Source organism: Pantoea sp. M_10, assembly GCF_008631515.1.
GTDB classification, from domain to species: domain Bacteria; phylum Pseudomonadota; class Gammaproteobacteria; order Enterobacterales; family Enterobacteriaceae; genus Pantoea; species Pantoea anthophila.
The window spans coordinates 794996-815188 of the sequence record NZ_VWUL01000001.1 but is presented as its reverse complement, the minus strand read 5'-3'; the positions used below and the strand labels follow the sequence as shown (position 1 = coordinate 815188).

General features: G+C 62.4%; 23 protein-coding genes. 22 read left to right on the top strand and 1 reads right to left on the bottom strand.

Features of this window, described 5'->3' with window-relative positions; all coding sequences use genetic code 11:
• The 22 genes from F3I47_RS03890 (at position 1) to F3I47_RS22290 (ending at position 18972) form a co-directional block, all read left to right on the top strand.
• Positions 1 to 1686: an MFS transporter gene (locus F3I47_RS03890; RefSeq protein ID WP_033736341.1), complete on the top strand. Its 1686-nt coding sequence runs from the start codon at positions 1 to 3 to the stop codon at positions 1684 to 1686.
• Positions 1683 to 2777: an HlyD family secretion protein gene (locus tag F3I47_RS03885; RefSeq protein WP_150029693.1), complete on the top strand. Its 1095-nt coding sequence runs from the start codon at positions 1683 to 1685 to the stop codon at positions 2775 to 2777. Before F3I47_RS03890 ends, F3I47_RS03885 begins: the two co-directional genes overlap by 4 nt.
• A complete protein-coding gene (locus tag F3I47_RS03880) occupies positions 2774 to 4156 on the top strand; it encodes an efflux transporter outer membrane subunit (RefSeq protein WP_150029692.1) in 1383 nt (460 codons plus the stop codon). Before F3I47_RS03885 ends, F3I47_RS03880 begins: the two co-directional genes overlap by 4 nt.
• Positions 4157 to 4422: 266 nt before the next feature.
• Complete coding sequence (locus F3I47_RS03875) at positions 4423 to 4809, top strand: hypothetical protein (RefSeq protein ID WP_009090952.1); 387 nt, start codon at positions 4423 to 4425, stop codon at positions 4807 to 4809.
• A 228-nt stretch (positions 4810 to 5037) separates the two neighbouring features.
• Complete coding sequence (locus F3I47_RS03870; RefSeq protein ID WP_150029691.1) at positions 5038 to 5769, top strand: beta-ketoacyl synthase chain length factor; 732 nt, start codon at positions 5038 to 5040, stop codon at positions 5767 to 5769.
• Positions 5762 to 6562 (top strand): 1-acyl-sn-glycerol-3-phosphate acyltransferase, encoded by an 801-nt coding sequence (locus tag F3I47_RS03865; RefSeq protein ID WP_150029690.1) that lies wholly within the window; start codon positions 5762 to 5764, stop codon positions 6560 to 6562. Before F3I47_RS03870 ends, F3I47_RS03865 begins: the two co-directional genes overlap by 8 nt.
• 13 nt (positions 6563 to 6575) lie before the next feature.
• Positions 6576 to 6833, top strand: coding sequence for a phosphopantetheine-binding protein (locus tag F3I47_RS03860; RefSeq protein WP_009090946.1), 258 nt, complete (start codon positions 6576 to 6578; stop codon positions 6831 to 6833).
• 16 nt (positions 6834 to 6849) lie between these two features.
• Complete coding sequence (locus tag F3I47_RS03855) at positions 6850 to 7104, top strand: acyl carrier protein (RefSeq protein WP_150029689.1); 255 nt, start codon at positions 6850 to 6852, stop codon at positions 7102 to 7104.
• Between the two features lie 7 nt (positions 7105 to 7111).
• Positions 7112 to 7675, top strand: a complete 564-nt coding sequence (locus F3I47_RS03850; protein WP_046101575.1) for a hypothetical protein — start codon at positions 7112 to 7114, stop codon at positions 7673 to 7675.
• Positions 7672 to 8991: an AMP-binding protein gene (locus F3I47_RS03845; RefSeq protein ID WP_150029688.1), complete on the top strand. Its 1320-nt coding sequence runs from the start codon at positions 7672 to 7674 to the stop codon at positions 8989 to 8991. Before F3I47_RS03850 ends, F3I47_RS03845 begins: the two co-directional genes overlap by 4 nt.
• A complete protein-coding gene (locus F3I47_RS03840; protein WP_009090938.1) occupies positions 8978 to 9325 on the top strand; it encodes a 3-hydroxyacyl-ACP dehydratase FabZ family protein in 348 nt (115 codons plus the stop codon). Before F3I47_RS03845 ends, F3I47_RS03840 begins: the two co-directional genes overlap by 14 nt.
• Positions 9319 to 11028 (top strand): glycosyltransferase, encoded by a 1710-nt coding sequence (locus tag F3I47_RS03835; protein ID WP_058957990.1) that lies wholly within the window; start codon positions 9319 to 9321, stop codon positions 11026 to 11028. The genes F3I47_RS03840 and F3I47_RS03835 overlap by 7 nt, the downstream gene beginning before the upstream one ends.
• Positions 11021 to 11434 carry a thioesterase family protein gene (locus F3I47_RS03830; protein WP_009090934.1) on the top strand — a complete coding sequence of 138 codons (414 nt, stop codon included), beginning with the start codon at positions 11021 to 11023 and terminating at the stop codon, positions 11432 to 11434. Before F3I47_RS03835 ends, F3I47_RS03830 begins: the two co-directional genes overlap by 8 nt.
• Complete coding sequence (locus tag F3I47_RS03825) at positions 11428 to 12036, top strand: outer membrane lipoprotein carrier protein LolA (RefSeq protein WP_150029687.1); 609 nt, start codon at positions 11428 to 11430, stop codon at positions 12034 to 12036. Before F3I47_RS03830 ends, F3I47_RS03825 begins: the two co-directional genes overlap by 7 nt.
• Positions 12023 to 14329 (top strand): MMPL family transporter, encoded by a 2307-nt coding sequence (locus F3I47_RS03820; RefSeq protein ID WP_150029686.1) that lies wholly within the window; start codon positions 12023 to 12025, stop codon positions 14327 to 14329. The genes F3I47_RS03825 and F3I47_RS03820 overlap by 14 nt, the downstream gene beginning before the upstream one ends.
• Positions 14326 to 14898, top strand: a complete 573-nt coding sequence (locus F3I47_RS03815; RefSeq protein WP_150029685.1) for a DUF3261 domain-containing protein — start codon at positions 14326 to 14328, stop codon at positions 14896 to 14898. Before F3I47_RS03820 ends, F3I47_RS03815 begins: the two co-directional genes overlap by 4 nt.
• Positions 14895 to 16055 (top strand): beta-ketoacyl-[acyl-carrier-protein] synthase family protein, encoded by a 1161-nt coding sequence (locus F3I47_RS03810; protein WP_150029684.1) that lies wholly within the window; start codon positions 14895 to 14897, stop codon positions 16053 to 16055. Before F3I47_RS03815 ends, F3I47_RS03810 begins: the two co-directional genes overlap by 4 nt.
• Positions 16045 to 16521 (top strand): hotdog family protein, encoded by a 477-nt coding sequence (locus F3I47_RS03805; protein ID WP_009090925.1) that lies wholly within the window; start codon positions 16045 to 16047, stop codon positions 16519 to 16521. The genes F3I47_RS03810 and F3I47_RS03805 overlap by 11 nt, the downstream gene beginning before the upstream one ends.
• Complete coding sequence (locus F3I47_RS03800; protein ID WP_111208049.1) at positions 16518 to 17249, top strand: 3-ketoacyl-ACP reductase FabG2; 732 nt, start codon at positions 16518 to 16520, stop codon at positions 17247 to 17249. The genes F3I47_RS03805 and F3I47_RS03800 overlap by 4 nt, the downstream gene beginning before the upstream one ends.
• Positions 17246 to 18481 (top strand): beta-ketoacyl-ACP synthase, encoded by a 1236-nt coding sequence (locus tag F3I47_RS03795; protein ID WP_190311346.1) that lies wholly within the window; start codon positions 17246 to 17248, stop codon positions 18479 to 18481. The genes F3I47_RS03800 and F3I47_RS03795 overlap by 4 nt, the downstream gene beginning before the upstream one ends.
• 133 nt (positions 18482 to 18614) lie before the next feature.
• Positions 18615 to 18758 (top strand): hypothetical protein, encoded by a 144-nt coding sequence (locus tag F3I47_RS22295; RefSeq protein WP_009090920.1) that lies wholly within the window; start codon positions 18615 to 18617, stop codon positions 18756 to 18758.
• 40 nt (positions 18759 to 18798) lie between these two features.
• Positions 18799 to 18972: a hypothetical protein gene (locus F3I47_RS22290; RefSeq protein WP_009090919.1), complete on the top strand. Its 174-nt coding sequence runs from the start codon at positions 18799 to 18801 to the stop codon at positions 18970 to 18972.
• Here the strand turns inward: F3I47_RS22290 and F3I47_RS03790 are convergent.
• Positions 18960 to 20123 (bottom strand): hypothetical protein, encoded by a 1164-nt coding sequence (locus F3I47_RS03790; protein ID WP_046101584.1) that lies wholly within the window; start codon positions 20121 to 20123, stop codon positions 18960 to 18962. The two genes, F3I47_RS22290 and F3I47_RS03790, sit on opposite strands and share 13 nt — an antisense overlap.
• Between the last annotated feature and the right edge of the window lie 70 nt (positions 20124 to 20193).

Below are 20193 nucleotides of genomic sequence, written 5' to 3'. Positions count from 1 at the left end.
GTGGCAAAGCGAAATCCCTACGCTGCACGCGAGTGGTTACCGCACGAAAAACCCATGCTGCCGGGCTCGCCCTCGACCCCGCTGCACCCGATGCCCAAACGCCTGGCGTTTGGCCTGATCGGTCTGCTGATTTCCCTGACCGGTGCGCTGAGTAACGCGCTGGTCACAGCAAATCTGGTCAATCTGCAGGGCACCTTTGGTGCCTGGTCGAATGAAATTGCCTGGCTGCCTGCGGTCTATGTGATGGGCAATATCTCGATCAACCTGCTGCTGGTGAAGTTCCGCCAGCAGTTTGGACTGCGGGTCTTTACCGAGGCGTTCCTGGTGCTCTATGTGCTGGTGGCGTTCTTTCATCTGTTTGCCAACGACCTCAGTTCCGCAATTATTGTGCGCACCGCGCACGGCATGGTGGCGGCCGCCCTCAGCTCACTCGGCATCTACTATCAGGTGCAGGCCTGGCCCGCAAAACATCGCCTGAAAGCGCTGGTTATCGGCCTGACGGTGTCGCAGCTCGCCATTCCGCTGGCCCGACTCTTCTCCTCTGAACTGCTGCAGCTCAACGAGTGGCGCGGTCTCTATCTGTTTGAACTCGGTCTGGCGATGATTGCGCTGGGCGGGGTGCTGATGGTGAAACTGCCGCCGGGTGACCGCATCAAAACTTTTGAGAAAATGGATTTCGTTACTTTCATTCTGTTGGCACCCGGCATGGCGCTGCTGTGCGGCGTGCTGTCGCTGGGGCGGATTGAGTGGTGGTTCACCACGCCCTGGCTCGGTATCTGTACCGCGATAGCGCTGACGCTGATTGTCGCGGCGATGGTGATCGAACATAACCGGCGCAATCCGCTGATCAATACCCGCTGGCTCAGCAGCGGCAACATGGTGCGGCTGGGCATCGTGATGATCATGATCCGTATCGTCCTGGCCGAACAGAACACCGGCGCGGTCGGCTTCTTACAGCAGCTTGGCCTTCAGAACGATCAGATGCGTGGTCTGGCGCTGGCCATTATCGCCGGGGTCATTGTCGGCATTGCTGCCAGCGCGCTGACCATTAAACCCACTCATCTGAACTGGCCTATTGTCGCCTCGCTGGTGGTGATGATTATCGCTTCACTGATGGATTCGCAATCCAGCCCGCTGACCCGGGGTCCCGAAATGTATTTCAGCCAGTTCCTGCTGGGTTTCAGCAGCGCTTTTTTTATGGCGCCCGCCATGCTGATGGGGATTGGCAGCGTCGTGACCCAGCCGAAGAATCTGGTCAGTTTTGTGGTGCTGTTTGGCATGAGCCAGAACCTCGGCGGTCTGATCGGTTCTGCCATTCTGGGCACCTTTCAGGTCTGGCGCGAAAAATATCACTCCAGCCTGCTGGGCGATCAGCTTTCCCTGCTCGATCCCAATGTCACCGAGCGGCTCAGCCAGTATAATGCGCTGTTTAACCCGCTGGTGGGTGACAGCGTGCTGCGCGGTGCGCAGAGCACCAGCCAGCTTCAGACGGTCGCCACACTGCAGGCGAACGTGCTCGCCTATAACGACACCTATCTGCTCACCGCCGCGCTGGCGCTGGCGACGCTGATGTGGGTAATCTGGCGTTTAACCCGTCGCCGTTATCTGGAGTGGCGTCAGGCGCGATTTAACCTGCGTGAGCAGCAACAGCTGGCCGCATTACAGGATTTAAGGGAGAAACAATGAGTCAGCAGGATGAGCTTCAGGCTGCAGAACGCGAACGTGTTAATCGCCGCCGTATTCTTTCTGTCGCCGTGGGTAGCGGCATTGTGGTGCTGGGCGTGCTGGTTATTCTCTACGCCTGGCAACTCTGGCCCTTTACCAGCGCGGTGCAGAGCACCGAAAATGCCTATGTGCGCGGTCAGGTGACCTTTATCAGCCCGCAGGTCAGTGGCTATCTCACCTCGGTGGAGGTGATCGATCTGCAGCCGGTGAAAAAAGGGCAGTTACTGATGACGATTGACGATCGGATCTATCGTCAGCGGGTGCATCAGGCGCAGGCGCAGCTGGAGATGAAGCAGGCGGCGCTGAACAATAACCTGCAGCAGCGTCGCAGCGCAGAAGCGACGATTCAGAGCAACAAAGCGGCACTGGAGAATGCCAAAGCCCAGGCGTTAAAAAGCGGCTTCGATCTGAAGCGGGTTGAGAACCTTGCGGCGGATGGATCGCTGTCGGTACGTGAGCGTGATGCCGCCCGCGCCGCCAGCGCCCAGGCGCAGGCGCAGGTGCGTCAGGCGGCGGCACAGATTGCCGTGGCACAGCAGAATCTGCAAACGGTCATTGTAAACCGTGATGCGCTGGAGGGGGATGTCGCCAGCGCGCGTGCCGCTCTGGAACTGGCGGAGATCGACCTGGCGAATACCCGGATTACCGCACCGGATGACGGCCAGCTCGGTCAGCTGTCGGTCCGCACCGGCGCCTATGTCACTGCCGGAACCCGCCTGACGTCGGTGGTGCCCAATCACAAATGGATTATCGCCAATCTGAAAGAGACCCAGCTGGCCCATATTCGTCCCGGCCTGCCGGTGACGATTCGGGTCGATGCGCTGGACGGCAAGCGCTTTAACGGCGAGGTGGAGTTTATCTCCCCGGCTGCAGGCTCAGAGTTCAGTGCCATTTCACCCGACAACGCCACCGGCAACTTTGTCAAAATCGCACAGCGCATTCCGGTTCGCATCCGCCTGAAGGAGCAGGATATGGCACAGCTGCGTCCCGGCATGTCCGTGGAGGTCAGCATCGATACGGCCGCCCGGCCCGCCGGTGAGGCTGCGCCATGAGGGGCCGCGTAGCGATCGCTGCCCTGTCACTGCTGCTGTCAGGCTGCGCCACACAGGTTGAAAAGGCACCGGCCTCGCTGCCGATCCCGGCGGCCTGGCGGGAGAGTGTCGGCCCCGGCGCCGCGCCGGAGGCCGAGTGGTGGCGTGCCTTTCATGATGAGTATCTCAACCGGCTGGTCAGCCAGGCGCTGCGCAACAATCCCGATATTCTTACGGCGCGATCCCGGGTCGATCAGTATCGCGCCCAGCTGCGCGCCACGCAGGGTGATAACTTCCCCACCGTCAGCGCCGGTGTGGCCGCGACCCGTGAACGCACGCTCTCGTCAGTGACGGGGCAGCCTTATGAGACCGATGTGTTTCAGGGACTGTTACAGGGCAGCTACGAGGTTGATCTGTGGGGCGCGCGCAGCAGCAGCATCACGGCAGCGCAGGCGACCTTAGCGGCGCAGCAGGCGGCGGCGTCTGCCGCTGAGCTGACCATCGCCAGCTCGGTCGCGTCGGGTTACCTCAACCTGTGTGCGCTGGATGAGCAACTGCGGGTCACCGAGGCGACGCTGGCCACCCGCAATAATTCGCTGAAGCTGGCCCGGCGTCAGTTTGAAACCGGCTACACCTCCCGGCTGGAGTGGATGCAGGCGGCCTCAGAATATCAGTCGGCCAAAGCGCAGATACCGCAGCTGCAGCATCAGATCGCCCGGCAGGAGAATGCGCTGAGCATTCTGGTGGGAATGAACCCGCGTACCCTTGCCCGGCGTCAGCAGTTTGACCAGATTCTGCCGCAGCAGATGCCGTCGCTGTTGCCTTCTGCGCTACTCAACCGCCGTCCCGACATCGTGCAGGCGCAGCGTCAGCTGCTGGCGGCCGATGCCAGCCTGGCGTCGTCACAGGCGAAGCTGCTGCCGTCGCTTAACCTCACCGCCAGCGGCACCCTGCAGAGTTCGGTGCTGCATCAGTTAGCGGATAATCCGTTCCGGCTCTGGAGCGTGGGCGGCAGCATTCTGGCGCCCTTGCTGAACCGTGAAGCGCTGACGGCGCAGGTCGATGTTTCAATGGCCACGCGGAACCAGGCGCTTTACAGCTATGAAAAAGTGGTGCGCAACGCCTTCTCGGAAGTCAACGATGCGGTTGACGCCATCAGGCAGCGAGAGGCCCAGCTTCAGGAACTGCAAAAGCAGGAGGCCTACGTGACCGAGGCGCTGCGCATTGCCCGCAACCGCTATCAGAACGGTTATGCCTCTTATCTGGATGAGCTGGATGCGCAGCGCACCCTGTTTTCCACCCAGCTTAATCGGGTCACCGTCAAAAATAACCTCCTGCTGGCGCAGATCGATCTCTATCGTGCGCTGGGGGGAGGCTGGACGCCCGCCGCAACGCCATAATCGTCCTGGCCGATCCAGCCGTCGCCAGAGTTTTACGGCGCGGATCGGCCCCCTGACGACAGCAGGAGAGCCTGTTTCCTCCGCCGCAATCCCCCGAATATCCGCTATAAAGCCATGCATACTTCTGCTTACCTGTCTTTACATTCGATGGTATCATGCGCGGGTTTTACACCAGCCAGACGGAAAAGCGCACGAAAAGCGCAGGCTGCGCACGGCGAATTATCCGTTTATATTACTGATAAATATCATAAAAGAAGGGATTCCTGATGAATAAGAAGACGATTTTCACGCTGGCCGTGGTTGCTGCGTTATTGACCGGTTGTGCCCGCACCGCACCGATTCACAATGTGAATCAGAGCCTGACGCAACGCTACAGCGATAACCAGATGAAAACGGCGATCATTGAAGCCGGCATTGGCCGTAAATGGGTGATGACCCCCGTTTCGCCAGGCGTGATCACTGGCCGCCTGGCCCAGCGTGGTTTCGCGGCGACCATTCGCATCACCTACACCAGCCAGAACTACCGCATTGATTATGTCAGCAGTGAAAACCTGAAAGCAGGGCAGGGGCAGATCCACAGTAACTACAACCGCTGGATCGCCAATCTGGATCAGGACATTCAGTTACGCCTGTCGGCGCTGGCGGCGCAATAAGGCGTCTCCCGTCGTAATAACGTCCCGTCAGAGGACCTGAGTATAAAGATTGGCTCCACCCGGCCGACAAATCAGATGAGCTGCTATTGCTGAACCTCAGCCTAAACCTCTACCGTGAACGCCCCTGGCGCGATCGGCAGAGGCGTTCAGCAATGCACTTTTCTGCACCGGGCAGGCGTAACGTCCTGATAATTGCTGACACCACACGTTTGACGAAAGAATGTTGAGATGAGACTCGCTTACTCACTGCTCGACTGGCAGGCCCTGGCTCCAGGATTACAGGGGCACGAGGCCTGGCAGAACTGGGCGCGACAGGGCACCGCTATCGATCCCGCAGGAGAGATGGCGAAACCGCAGTTTTTACCGATGATGACCGCGCGTCGTCTGAGCGGCGGCAGTCGTGCGGCGGTTGAGTGCGGGCTGGCACTGCTGGCCCGGCAGCGGGTGGACGCGATCGTCTTCACCAGCCGTCACGGCGAACTGGAGCGTAACCTGCGCATCCTCACCACGCTGGCCGATCAGCAGATGATGTCACCCACTGATTTTGCCATGTCGGTTCACAACTCGGCGGTGGGCAGCCTGACTATTGCGGCCAAAGCGCCGCTGGTCTCCACCTCCATCGCCGCCGGCATCGACTCTTTCCAGCAGGGATTGATTGAAGTCAGCGCCCTGCATCAGGCGGGTTATCAGCAGGTGCTGCTGGTCGATTTCGACGGCTGCGTGCCCGATTATTATCAACACTGGCTGCCGGAGCAGGGCATGAATGTGCCTTATGCGGTGGCGCTGCTGCTGGGTAAAGGCGAGGCATTGCGCTGCAGCGGTCGCCCTGAACCGGCGCAGACCCACGCGCCGCTGTGGCCGCAGAGCCTGCGTTTTCTGCAGCAGTGGCTGGCGGCGTCGCCCGCGTTCAGCCTGCCGGGTGAACGCCTGACATGGCACTGGGAGAGAGAACATGGCTGACTGTTCACAACCGGCACTCTGCGCGGGCAGCCGCCTGAACTACTGCTGGCGTCTGGTGATGACCGCGCTGAGTTTCACGCTGTTTGGCCTGGGTGGACTGCTGCTGTCGCTGGTGGGCTTTAATCTGCTGCTGCTGGTTCAGCGTGATTCGCTGCGCCGCCGTCTGCTGGCCCGACGCGCTATCGCGTTCAGCTTCCGCTGCTTTCTGCGGTTCTGCCGGCTGACCGGGGTCTACGACTACCGTATCGAAGGCGCTGAGCTGCTGCAGCAGGATCGCGGCTGCCTGATCGTGGCCAACCATCCCTCGCTGATCGATTACGTGATGATCGCCTCGGTGCTGCCGGAGATGGATTGTCTGGTGAAAGCCGATCTGCAGAAAAATCCTTTTATGCGTGGGGTGATCCGCGCGGCCGACTATCTGATCAACAGTGAAGCGGAGACGCTGCTGCCCGACAGTCAGCAGCGCCTGGCGCGCGGCGACAATATTCTGATCTTTCCGGAAGGCACCCGCACCCGCTACGGTCAGCCGCTCTCCCTGCAGCGGGGCGCCGCCAGTATCGCCGTGCGCGCCGGCTGCGATCTGCGCGTCGTCCACATCACCTGCAGCCAGCGCATGCTCGATAAGCAGAGCCGCTGGTATCAGATTCCGCCAGTTAAACCGCTGTTTACTGTGCGTGTACAACCGCGAATCGACAGTCAGTCGTTTTGTGAAAGTAATCCCGATGCGCAGCCGCTGGCCGCGCGTCGCCTGACCCGCCATTTACAACAGGCGCTGGTCCCCCAGAACAGGTAAGACGAAAACCGGTATGGATGTATTAATCAACGATATCAAACAGATGATTATCGACACGCTGAACCTTGAAGATCTCAGCCCCGAGGATATTGAGACCGAAGATGCGCTGTTTGGCGACGGCCTCGGCCTGGACTCAATTGACGCGCTGGAGCTTGGCCTGGCGGTGAAAAATCGCTACGGCGTGACGCTCTCTGCGGAGAGTGAAACCCTGCGTGCCCACTTCTTCTCTGTTGCGACGCTGGCAGCGTTCGTCAACCAACAGCGCAGCTGAACGCGGAGACCATTTTATGATGAATAAAGAAGAGATTTATCAGGAAGTGTCGGCCCTGCTGACCAGCCTGTTTGAAATTGCGCCGGAGGATATCCATCCTGAGGCCCGCCTGTATGAAGATCTCGAACTCGACAGCATCGATGCCGTCGATATGGTGGTTCACCTGCAGAAACGCACCGGTCGTAAAATCAAACCGGAAACCTTCCGCGCGGTGCGAACCGTGCAGGACGTGGTCGATGCGGTCGAACAACTGATGCGCGAAGGCGTCTGATCCCGCCGTGCCTGCTGCCACTCTTCGCCTGCTCAATCTGCTGACGCTGCTGGCCTGGCCGTTGCTGGTCTGGCTGGCGCTCACCCAGCCGCGCTGGCAGGGACTTTTCTGGCTGCTGGCGCTGCTGTTTGGGCTGCGCTGGCTCCAGCTGCGTCGTCAGCATACGGCCATGGGGGCTGTGATGGGCTGGCTGGCCCTGCTCGGCGCGCTGCTCTGTATCAGCAGCCAGCTGCTGCGCTCGCAGCATCTGCTGCTGTGGTATCCGGTGGCGGTCAATCTGGCGATGCTGCTGCTGTTTGGCGCCTCGCTCTGGAGCGCGATGCCGCTGGTGGAACGTATTGCCCGACTGCGTGAGCCCGTGCTTCCGCCTGCTGCGGTGCGCTACACCCGCCGCGTCACCCAAATCTGGTGCCTGTTCTTTATCGGCAATGGCAGCATGGCGCTCTTCACCTGCCTGCTGGGGAATCTGCGACTCTGGACATTGTGGAACGGCGCGATCAGCTATCTGCTTATCGCCGCGCTGATGGGCGCGGAGTGGTGCGTCCGTCAGCGCGTGAGGCGCAAAGCATGAGGGTGGCCGACTGGCTGACGGGCGCCGACCGGGAAGTCGCCTGGCGGGGCGATCAGACGCTGATGCTCAGCACCATGCGCCGTCAGGTGCTGGCGCTCAGCCAGCGCTTAGCGGCAGAGGCGGGCACACACTGGGCGCTCTGTTTTGACGACAGCTACCGCTTCTGCGTGGCGCTGCTGGCGAGCTGGTATGCCGGCAAAACGCCGGTGATGCCGGGTCATACCCGCGCCGCACTGCTCGATGAGATGCAGGATCGGCTGGATGGCGTGCTGTGCGACATGCCGCTGGCGGTCAGCCTGCCTCGGCTGGCGTGGGATGAGGCCGAAGCGCAGGGCGCGCTGCCGCCGCTGCCGGAGAGGGCTGAGCTGGTGCTGTTCACATCGGGTTCAACCGGCACGCCACGTCAGGTGGTAAAGTCCCTGGCGGTGATGGAGCAGGAGAGCCGCTGGCTCTGCGCCCTGTGGGGTGAACAGCTTCGGGCGTGCCGGGTGATTGCTTCGGTCAGCCATCAGCACCTGTACGGTTTATCGTTCCGGATCTTCCTGCCGATGACGCTGGCGCGCCCGTTCGCCGCCCAGCCGCTGTTTTACGGCGAACAGCTGGCTCAGCTTCCGCGCCACTGGCGCTATGCCTTTATCAGCAGTCCCGCTTTTTTATCGCGGCTTGACAGGTCGCTGCAGACGCCCGCCTGTGAACTGATTGTCTCCGCCGGTGGCGCGCTGCGCGCATCGGATGCTGAGCAGGTCTGGCAGCGCTTTGGCTGTCGGGTCAGTGAGATCTATGGCAGCACCGAAACCGGCACCCTGGCCTGGCGTCAGTGGGAGCGGCCCGGGGAGGCGTGGCGCTGTTTCCCCGGCGTCCGGCTGGAGGAGGTGAGGCCCGATCGCTGGCAGGTCTGGTCGCCGCTGATTGCCGCAGCGGACGGCATCCCGCTGGACGATCGCCTGCACAAACAGCCGGATGGCGGTTTTCAGCTGGCAGGCCGCCATGACCGCATTGTCAAAATCGCGGACAAGCGCATCTCTCTCAGTGAGATTGAGCGCCGTCTGCGGGATCTGCCGGAGATAGAGGATGCCGTGGCACTGGTGGTGACCCGCCATGAACGGCAGGCGATAGGCGTCGTGCTTTCGCCCACCCGACCGCTGGATGAGGCGGCGCTGCATCAGCGCCGTCAGCAGTGGAAACAGCAGCTGCAACGCTGGCTGGAGCCGCTGGCCATGCCACGCTACTGGCGGGTTGTGGCCACCATTCCGGTCACCGCCCAGAGCAAACGCGCCTGGCCGCAAATAGAGGAACTTTTTCATGTTGCCGATTGAACGCAGCCGAACGTTACAGGCGAACAGTGTCACGCTGACGTTAGAGGTAGAGCCGGAACTGTTCTGGTTTCAGGGTCACTTCCCGACCCTGCCCATTCTGCCCGGCGTGGCACAGCTGGATTGGGTGATGCACTATGGTCTGCTGCTGCTTGCTCCCGGCAGGCAGTTTGCGGCCATCGATAACATCAAATTCCAGCAGCCGGTGCCCCCCGGCGCGCTGTTGCAGCTGCACCTTGAGTGGCACGCCGAAAAATCGCGCCTGAGTTTTCGCTACAGCCTGCTGAGTGAAGCAGGCGAGCAGAGTGCCAGCAGCGGGAAGATCGCGCTGTGTTAACGACTGCGTTCTCACCCTGCGTGGTGATCCCCTGCTACAACCACGGCGCGATGATGGCGTCGGTGCTGGCGCGGCTGGCACCCTTTAACCTGCCGATCATCGTAGTGGATGATGGCAGCGATGCGGCGACCCAGCTGCAGCTGGCGACGCTGCACGCCCCGCAGCTCAGCCTGCTAAGGCTCGATACCAATCAGGGCAAAGGGGCGGCGGTGATCCACGGCCTGCGGGCCGCGGCGGCGCGCGGTTTCACCCACGCGGTTCAGCTCGACGCGGACGGTCAGCATCAGGCGGAAGATCTGCCGTTAATGCTGGCGGAAGCGGCGCGTTATCCCGATGCGCTGATCTCCGGTCAGCCGCTCTACGATGACTCCATCCCCAAATCGCGCCTGTATGGCCGCTACATTACCCATTTCTGGGTCTGGATTGAGACGCTGTCGCTGTCGATCCGCGACAGCATGTGCGGCTTCCGCGTCTATCCGCTGGCCGCCACGCTGGCACTGTGTGACCGCCGGCCTGTCGGACAGCGCATGGATTTCGACACTGAAATCATGGTGCGGCTCTACTGGCAGGGCACCCGCAGTCGCTTTATCCCGACCCGCGTCACCTATCCGGTCAGCGGGCTGTCGCACTTCGATGCCCTCTATGACAACCTGCGCATCTCCTGGATGCACACCCGGCTCTTTTTCGGCATGCTGCCGCGCATCCCCCGCCTGCTGGCGATGCGCAGACCGCAGACGCACTGGTCTGTGGAAACGGAACGGCGCGGGCAGTGGGGATTGCGCTTTATGCTGGCCGTCTATCGCTACGGTGGACGCCTGCCTTTTACCCTGCTGCTCTGGCCGGTGGTGGCGGTTTACTGGCTGAGTGGCCAGCGTGCGCGCAGCGCCTCCAGGCAGTGGCTGGCGCAGGTCAGCCACGCCGCGCAGCAGCGGCAGATTGCGCTGCCGGCCCGGCTTAACAGCTATCGCCATTTCCTGCGGTTTGGCGGCGCGATGCTGGATAAAGTGGCCAGCTGGCGTGGCGATCTGCGCTGGGGGCGTGATATCGATTTTGCCCCGGGTGCGGAAGCGGTGATCCGCACGCCCGCACCGCAGGGGAAGCTGATTCTGGCCTCCCACCTGGGGGATATCGAAGCCTGCCGCGCCATGGCGCAGCAGGTCAGCGGTCTGGTGATTAACGCGCTGGTCTTTACCGACAACGCCCGCCGTTTCCGCGCGGTGCTGGAGACCATTGCCCCGCAGGCCGGGGTGAATCTGATGCCGGTCAGCGACATCGGGCCGGAGACGGCGATCCTGCTGCAACAGAAACTGGATGCGGGCGAATGGGTCGCGATCGTCGGGGATCGCACAGCGGTCAATCCGCAGCGTGGCGGCGAGCGACGGGTGATCTGGAGCGACTTTCTCGGCCGTCCCGCCCCCTTTCCGCAGGGGCCCTTTGTGCTGGCGGCCGCGCTGCGCTGTCCGGTGCTGCTGATGTTTGCCCTGCAGCAACAGGGTAAACTGCGCATTCACTGTGAGCGCTTCGCCGATCCGCTGCTGTTGCCGCGTGCGCAACGTCAGCAGGCGCTGCAGGAGGCGGTGGATCGCTATGCGGCGCGGCTGGCCCATTACGCGCTGCTGGCACCGCTCGACTGGTTTAACTTTTTCGATTTCTGGACGCTGCCTGATCCGCAGGCGCACCACAAGGAGTCTGACCATGACTGAACATCAGGCTGACGTCGTCCTGACCGTCTCGTTTCACGACTGCGATCCCATGGGGGTGGTCTGGCACGGCAACTACTTCCGCTTCTTTGAAGTCGCGCGCGAAGCCCTGCTGCGCAGCATCAACTACAGCTATGCCGAAATGGCGGCCAGCGGCTACGTCTGGCCGGTGGTCGACACCCGGGTCAAATACCGTCATCCGCTGCGCTGTGAAGAGACGATTCGCGTCAGCGCCCGAATCACGGAGTTTGAGAACCGCCTGCGCATCGACTATGAGGTGCGAAACGCCGCCGGTCAGATCACCACTAAGGCACACACCCTGCAGGTGGCGGTGGAGCAGGAGAGTCAGGCCATGTGCTTTGTTTCACCCGATATCTTACTGGAACGTTTAGGAGTGAAAGGATGCTGAAAATCATGCTAACCGGCCTGCTGCTGTGGGCCAGTGCCGCCAGCGCGGTCACGCTGGATCAGCTGCAGCAGCGTTTTGCCAGCCAGCCGGTGATCCGGGCAGACTTTACCCAGACGCGCACCATTGCCGGGATGCGCCAGCCGCTGGTGTCACACGGGCAGATGCTGATCGCGCGTCAGCAGGGACTGTGGTGGCATCAGCAGACCCCCTTTGTGATGACGCTGCTGCTGGATGATAAGCGCATGGTGCAGAGCCTGAGCGGGCAGAAGCCGCAGGTGATCACTGCCGACAGTAACCCGCAGATGTTCCAGTTCAACCATCTGCTGCGGGCGCTGTTCCAGGCCGATCAGAAGGTGCTGAATCAGAACTTCACGGTGGCCTTCAGCGATCGCGGCAACGGTGCCTGGGCGCTGGAGCTGACCCCGAAAGCGGCGCCGCTTAACAAAATCTTTAACCGTATCTCGCTGGCGGGCAATGCGTTTCTGGACAGCATCCGGCTGGACGATAAGCCGGGTGATAAAACGCTGATTCAGCTCAGCAATACCCGTACTGAACCGCCGCAGCTGAGCGACGAGGAGCAGGCGCGTTTTGCCGGGCCGTAACGATCGACGGCTTGCCATCCTCTGGCTCGCCATCTGCCTGCTGCTGGCGGCGGCGCTCTCTTTTCTGCTGCCGCGCAGCCAGCTCAACAGCAGCGTACTGGCACTGCTGCCGCAGCAGAATCTGGGGGCTGCGCCGCCCGCGCTGCAGCAGGCCTTTATGCAGCGGCTGGATCGCCAGCTGGTGTGGCTGGTTTCACCCGGTGAAGAGGACGATCCTGGCATCGCGGCCTGGTGGCAGGCGCAGCTGCGCGCGCTGCCTGACCTCAGGCAGGTGCAGGGCGATCTCGATGCCGGTCAGCAGGAGGCGTGGGGCCGGTTTGCCTGGCAACACCGTAATGGCCTGATCGACGAGGCGACGCGCAGCCGCTTGCAGAACGGCGGCGGGGCGCAGGCGGAGTGGCTGCTGGCGCAGCTCTTCTCGGCATTTTCGGGTGTCAGCAGCAAAGAGCTGCAGGGCGATCCGCTGATGCTGGTGCGGGGAGCGCAGCTGGCGCTGGCGCAGAATGCCGGACGTCTGACGCTGCACAACGGCTGGCTGACGGTGCGCGATGCGCAGGGACGGCAGTGGTATTTCCTGCACGCTGAACTGGCCAGTAACGCTTTCAGTATGCAGCAAAGTCATGCGCTGGTGACGCGGCTCAGCGCGCTGGAGCAGCAGCTGAAAGCCCGCTGGCCGCAGGCGAAACTGCTGACGCGCGGCACGGTGCTGTTCAGCGACAACGCCAGCCAGCGGGCGCAGCATGATGTCAGAACGCTGGGCAGCGTGACGCTGGGGGGCGTTATCCTGCTGGTGCTGCTGGTTTTCCGCTCACTCCGACCACTGCTGCTCGCGGTGACCTCCGTAGCGGTGGGAGCCATGACCGGCACGGTGGTGACGCTGCTCTGCTTCGGGGAACTGCATCTGATGACGCTGGTGATGAGCCTGAGCATTGTCGGCATCTCCGCCGACTACACCCTCTATTATCTCACCGAGCGGATGGTTCACGGCGATCAGCAGACGCCGTGGGAGAGTCTGCGTAAAGTGCGCGGCACGCTGCTGCTGGCGCTGGGCACCACGGCGATCGCCTGGCTGCTGATGCTGCTGGCTCCGTTCCCCGGACTGCGTCAGCTGGCGGTGTTTGCCGCCAGCGGCTTAACGGCCTCCTGCCTGACGGTGATTCTGATCTATCCATGGCTGGTGCGCGGTCTGCCGGTGCGTCCGGTGCCGCTGATGGTGCCGCTGGCTCGCTGGCTCGCCGCCTGGCGACGGCAGCGCGGGCTGCGCGTCGGCTTACCGCTGGCGCTGGCGATGTTCGCCGCCACCGGTATCGCCCGGCTGAATGTGGATGATGATATCGCCCATCTGCAGAGTGCGCCGGCCTCGCTGCTGGCACAGGATCGCCAGCTGGCTGCCCTGACGGGGCAGCGAGCCGATCAGACCTGGTTTGTGGTCTGGGGCGATGACGCGCAGCAGACCCTGCAGCGGCTGGAAAAACTGGCACCGGATCTTCGCAGGGCAGAGCAGCAGGGCTGGCTGCAGGGCTATCGTTTGCTGCCGCTGCGATCGCTGGCGCAGCAGCAGCAGGATCGCCAGCTGTTGCAACAGGCCGTGCCCACCGTGACGAGCCGCCTGCAGCAGGCGGGGATTGCCCTGGCTGCGCCCGATCTCTCCCCGATGCCGGTGACGCCCGCGGCGTGGCTGGCCAGTCCGCTGAGTGAGGGGTGGCGACTGCTGTGGCTGACGCTGCCGGATGGCCGCAGCGGCGTGCTGATCCCCACCAGCGGCGTCAGAAACAGCGCCGCCCTTGCGGCGCTCGCGGCGCAGCATAGCGGCGTCAGCTGGATTGACCGCAAGGCGGGTTACGACAGGCTGTTCAGTTTCTGGCGCACCCTGCTGACCGGCCTGCTGGCGCTGGCGCTGCTGTTCATCACGCTAACGTTTGTGCTGCGTCTGGGCCTGCGCGCGGGCTTACGCAGCGCGCTGCCGTCGGCGCTGTCGATAGCGGTGGCGCTGGCCACGCTGGGCTGGATCGGCGCGTCACTGAATCTCTTTGCGCTGCTGGCGCTGATTCTGGTGCTGGGCATCGGGATTAACTACACGCTCTTTTTCAGCAATCCGCAGGGGACGCCCCTGACGTCGTTGCTGGCGGTGTCGCTGGCGATGATCACGACGTTACTGACGCTGGGCATGCTGGTCTTCAGCAGCACCAGCGCGATTGCCAGTTTTGGCACTGTTTTATGCAGCGGCATTTTCAGCGCTTTCCTGCTGTCGCCGCTGGCGATGCGACCCACCCGATCAAGGAGTAAACGATGATCCGCGCCGCCTCTCTTCTGCTGACGGCGCTGCTGCTCAGCGCCTGCGCCGGACCGGCACCTGACAGCAGCCGTCCCACCGCCTGGCTGAAACCGGGCGTAAAGGTTACGCTGCCGCCGCCGGGTATCCATCCCGCTTTTCAGCAGCAGCAATTACTGACCGGACAGGTCAAAGGTCAGAGTCAGTCGCTGCTGGTGCTGCTCAGCGCCGATGAGCAGCAGATCGATCTGGCCGGACTCTCCTCGGTCGGCATTCGCCTGTTCAGCCTGCGCTATAATGCCGGTGGCATTCACACCCAGCAGCTGATGCCGCTGCCGCAGATGCCGCCAGCCAGCCAGGTGCTGGCTGACATCATGCTCAGCTACTGGCCGCGGGAGGTGTGGCTGAAACAGCTGCCGTCCGGCTGGCGGCTGGAGGATCAGGGGTTAAAGCGCCAGCTGTTCGATGCCGATAACCAGCTGGTGACCGAAATTGATTACCTGCAACGCGGCTCTCTGCGCCAGCCGATCAGCATCCGCCAGCATGCGTTTGGCTATCAGATCCGCATTCAACATCTGGACGCCTCATGATTTACCTCTCCGCCTTCGGCATGCTGAATGCGCTGGGCAATACCAACCGGGAAATTGCCACCCATCTGCAACAGGGCATCGCGCCCGGCATGCAGCGCTGTGACGGCTGGCTGAGCGGTGAGCGTAGCTGCTGGCTTGGCCGCGTTGTGGGCGAGCTGCCGCCGGTTCCGGCTGCCTTACGCGCGCACAACACCCGCAATAATCAGCTGCTGCTGGCGGCGCTGGCGCAGATCCGCCCGGCACTCGACGCGGCCGTGGCGCGCTATGGGGCTGACCGGGTCGCGATCGTGCTGGGCACCAGTACCTCGGGTGTGGATGAGGGCGATCGCCAGATTGGTGCGCCTCAGCCTGACTATCACTATCAGATGCAGGAGCTGGGCGATCCTTCCCGATTTCTGGCGCACTACCTGCAACTGAATGGCCCGGCTTATACCATTTCGACCGCCTGCTCCTCCAGCGCCCGCGCCGTGATCAGCGGTGAGCGACTCATCGCAGCCGGTCTGGTGGATGTGGCGCTGGTGGGCGGGGCGGACTCGCTGAGCCGGATGCCGATTAACGGATTCGACAGCCTGGCCTCGCTCTCTGAACGTCGCTGCGCGCCTTTCAGCCGCGATCGTGACGGCATCTCTATCGGTGAAGGGGCGGCGCTGATGCTGCTGACGCGTGAACCGCAGCCGCTGGCGCTGCTGGGCGCAGGCGAGTCGTCTGACGCCTGGCACATGTCCGCGCCGCATCCGCAGGGCGAAGGCGCTGAACGGGCGATGCGTATGGCGCTGCAGCAGGCGGCGCTGTCGCCGCAGCAGGTCGGCTACATCAATCTGCATGGCACGGCGACGCCGCTCAACGACCAGATGGAAGCCGGTGTCATCGCGCGTCTGTTTGGTAACCGTGTGCCGTGCAGCTCGACCAAGCACCTGACCGGCCATACGCTCGGCGCGGCAGGTATCTGCGAAGCGGCGCTCAGCGCCCTGATCCTGCAGGAGAATCTGCCCCTGCCTGCCCAGGATTTCCGGGCGGCGGCACAGGATGAGACGCTGCCGGATTGTGGCCTGCTGTTACAGCCGCAGGCGCTGGAGCGGCCGATCATCGCCTCAAATTCATTCGCCTTTGGCGGCAATAACACCTGTCTGATACTGGGACGCCCCGATGACTTTTAATTCTCCCGCCGCGCACTGGCTGCCCCACGCCGCACCCATGCTGCTGCTCGATCAGCTGATTAGCGTTGACGATGATCAGGTTCACTGTCAGGTCTCGACCTGCACCGGTGGCGTCCTGACGCCCTTTCTGACGCCGCAGGGCGAACTGCCGGCCTGGTTTGGCGTTGAGATGATGGCGCAGACCGTGGGCGTCTGGTCAGGCTGGCATGCAAAGCAGGGCGGTGCCACCCTGATCCCCCCCGGTATGCTGCTCGGCGGACGCGGCTGGCGGGCGCATCAGCCCCATTTTCCCGCCCGCGCCACGCTGGATATCAGAATGACGCTGCTGATGCGCGACGACCGCATGGGCAGTTTTGAGGGCGACATTCGCCACGGCTCGCAGCTGCTGGCCAGCGGTCGTCTGAATACTTATCAACCCAATGAAGCAGAGTTACAGCAATTAATGTCACAAGGAAATCAACCATGACAGATTCGGTATTGGTGACGGGTGCCAGTAAAGGCATCGGCCGCGCAATTGCGCTGCGTCTCGCCCAGGATGGCTTTCAGGTTATCGTCCATTTCAACCGCGATCGGGCTGGCGCTGAGCAGTGCCTTGAGGCGATCGTCGCCGCAGGCGGCAGCGGTCGCGTTCTGGGATTTGATGTGGCCGATCGCGCCGCCACCCGCGCCGCGCTGGAGGCTGACATTGAGCAGCATGGTGCCTACTACGGTGTGGTCAGCAACGCGGGCATCACCCGTGATGCCGCTTTCCCGGCGCTGACGGATGAGGAGTGGGACAGCGTGATCCACACTAACCTCGACAGTTTTTACAACGTGATCCAGCCCTGCGTGATGCCGATGATCGCGCTGCGACGCGGGGGGCGTATCATCACGCTCTCCTCGGTGTCGGGGATGATGGGCAACCGCGGTCAGGTCAACTACAGCGCGGCAAAAGCGGGCATTATCGGTGCCACCAAAGCGCTGGCGATTGAACTGGCTAAGCGCAAAATCACCGTTAACTGCATTGCACCGGGTCTGATCGACACCGGGATGGAGGGGCTGGCCCCGCAGGTCATCGATGAGGCGATGAAGATCGTGCCGATGAAGCGCATGGGGGCGGCGGAAGAGGTCGCCGGGCTGGCGAGCTATCTGATGTCCGATATCGCGGGCTACGTGACGCGTCAGGTCATTTCGATCAATGGAGGCATGCTGTGATCCATCGTGTCGTCGTGACGGGCATGGGCGGCGTCACCGCCTTCGGGGAGTCCTGGGCTGAAGTCTCGGCGCGGATCCGGGCCGGGCGTAATGCCGTGCGCTTTATGCCGGAGTGGCAGGTCTATGACGGGCTGCATACGCTGCTGGGTGCACCGATTGATGACTTTGCGCTGCCGGCGCACTACACCCGCAAGCGCATCCGCGCGATGGGTCGCGTGTCGCTGCTGGCCACGCGCGCTACCGAGCTGGCGCTGACCCAGGCGGGCCTGATTGACCATCCGGTGCTGACCAGCGGCGAAACCGGTATCGCCTACGGCTCGTCGACCGGCAGCACCGGGCCGGTCAGCGAGTTCGCCACCATGCTGACGGAAAAGCACACCAACAATATTACCGGCACCACCTACGTCCAGATGATGCCACACACCACCGCCGTCAATGCCGGACTCTTTTTCGGCCTGCGCGGCCGGGTGATCCCGACGTCCAGCGCCTGCACCTCCGGCAGCCAGGCGATTGGCTATGCCTGGGAGGCGATTCGTCACGGCTATCAGACGGTGATGGTCGCTGGCGGGGCAGAGGAGCTCTGTCCGTCAGAAGCAGCGGTGTTCGACACCCTGTTTGCCACCAGTCAGCGCAACGATGCGCCCCACACCACGCCGGCACCTTTTGACCAGCAGCGTGATGGTCTGGTGATTGGTGAAGGCGCCGGAACGCTCATTCTGGAGTCGCTGGAACATGCGCAGGCGCGTGGCGCAACCATTTACGCGGAACTTACCGGCTTTCATACCAACTGCGACGCGGCGCACATCACCCAGCCGCAGCGGGAAACCATGCAGATTTGTATCGAGCGGGCGTTGCAAAGCGCCGGGATTACCGCCGCTGAGATTGGGTATGTGAATGCGCACGGTACCGCCACTGAGCGGGGCGACATGGCCGAAAGTCTCGCCACGGCGGCGGTCTATGGCGGCACGACACCCGTCTCATCGCTGAAATCCTATTTCGGCCATACGCTGGGGGCCTGTGGCGCGCTGGAAGCCTGGATGAGCATTGAGATGATGCGGGAAGGGTGGTTTGCGCCGACGCTGAACCTGACGCAGCCTGCCGCTGACGCCGGGCAGCTGGATTACATCATGGGCGCGCCCCGTGAGATTGAGACCGACTACATTCAGAGCAACAATTTTGCCTTTGGGGGCATCAACACCTCCCTGATCTTCAGACGCTGGCGCGGCGCCTGATGACCGGCCCGTGCCGTCCTGGTACGGGCCGGTTTATTTCCCGGACGAAAGAAACAGACGTCACTCCGCCTTTCATCTAAACTGTTCCGCACCGCATCACTCCCGGCGGCCCATGCTTTTTCACAGGATAGTTATGTCGTTACCTTTGCCGCCCGATGATCACGATGAGCCGATTCGCCACTCCATGGACGATGCGCACTTTGCGATAGTGGTGCTTGCGGTGACCTCGGTAACGCTTATAATCTTCGTCCTGATGATTACGCTCTGGATGAGCTGACAGAGACCGCTGCGTCAGCGCAGGGAATAAGGAGAGGGCAATGGAATCCAGAGATGACAAATTGATCGCCATTATCGGTCTGCTGGCGGCCTGCCTGATCGGCGTTACCTTCCTGTTTACCATGGTCTGGCTGACCGATGTCCGGCATCCTGCCGATCCTTCACTCGACGTTCAGTCCTGCCACCCCAAAAAGCCACCCGCTCAGCACGTCTGATCGCGTGCCGTGAACCTGATCTGCTGGCTGCGCAGTATCAGCGCCAGGGCTTCATGCAGATTACGGTTGCCATTGGGGTCCGCTAATCCCAGCAGCGGGCCAGGCGAACGGCGGTCATCCGCCCACGCGGGATACTCCACCACGGGATAGAGCGAAATGCCCTCTACGGCAATCCCCTGATCCAGCGCCACCGCCACGTTCTCACTGACCTCCTGCAGCCAGGGAGCACGGGCCTCGCCCTCCGCGCCGGTTTCGGCAATCAGCATCGGGCGCTGGAAGCGCTGCCAGCACTGCGCCAGCAGAATGTGCAGCGGCACCCGCTCCGGTTCCTCCAGCGACATCGGCTGATCGGGGAAAAACCAGTGGTTATCGGGATAGTAGTTGAGGCCGAGAATATCCAGGCAATCTTCGCTGCCGCCCAGCTCTTTATCCACGCGACCGGCCAGCATATCCCAGGCTTCGAACTGCGCCTGATGCTGGGCATCGGCGTAGGGTTTGCTGTCCGGATTAGTGGGATGATGGGCGATCTGCACCAGCGGGTCGGTCAGCACAAACCGCGCCCCCGGATAGACCTCCCGGATGGCATGGATCGCCGCCAGAGATGCACGCACCAGCTGGCGCTTCAGCTCTTTGCCGCGCCCTGCGGCATGCGGATTGAACCAGGCCACCTCCGCCCCGGCCCATGACCAGAATGAGATTTGGTTAACCGGCGTAAAGAAGGGATTTTCAATGCCTTCATCGCGCATCAGCTGCGCCATTGCGCGGGCGAAACGGCTAAAATGGTCAACAAATTCCGCTTTCCAGATATTAAGATGATCCGGATAGCCAAAGTGAGCCAGCTCCCAGATGATCTCTACCTGCTGACGCCGCGCTGCCTCAACCATCGGCAGAAAGCTCTGCCAGTCATAGTGACCCGGCACCTTCTCAATCAGGTGCCAGCGTGCGCCGTCGCGGGCGGTCAGCAGATGCTGCTCAGCCAGGGCCGCATAATCCTTTTCCAGCAGCATGTCATGCCCGCTGCTGATGACCATATCGAGCCGTTTTCCGGGCGTGCGGCAGGCCGTGGAGCAGGGGAAGCTGCCCTGGAAAAAACTGCGAAACAGACGGGGATGGTGGCGCTGGCTGGCATCAAAAAGGGGGTGATGAGACATATTCCTCTCCTGCCGGAGCATTGCCGGTCACAGATCGTCCGGTTAAGTCTAGACTAAAAAACGCCCGCGA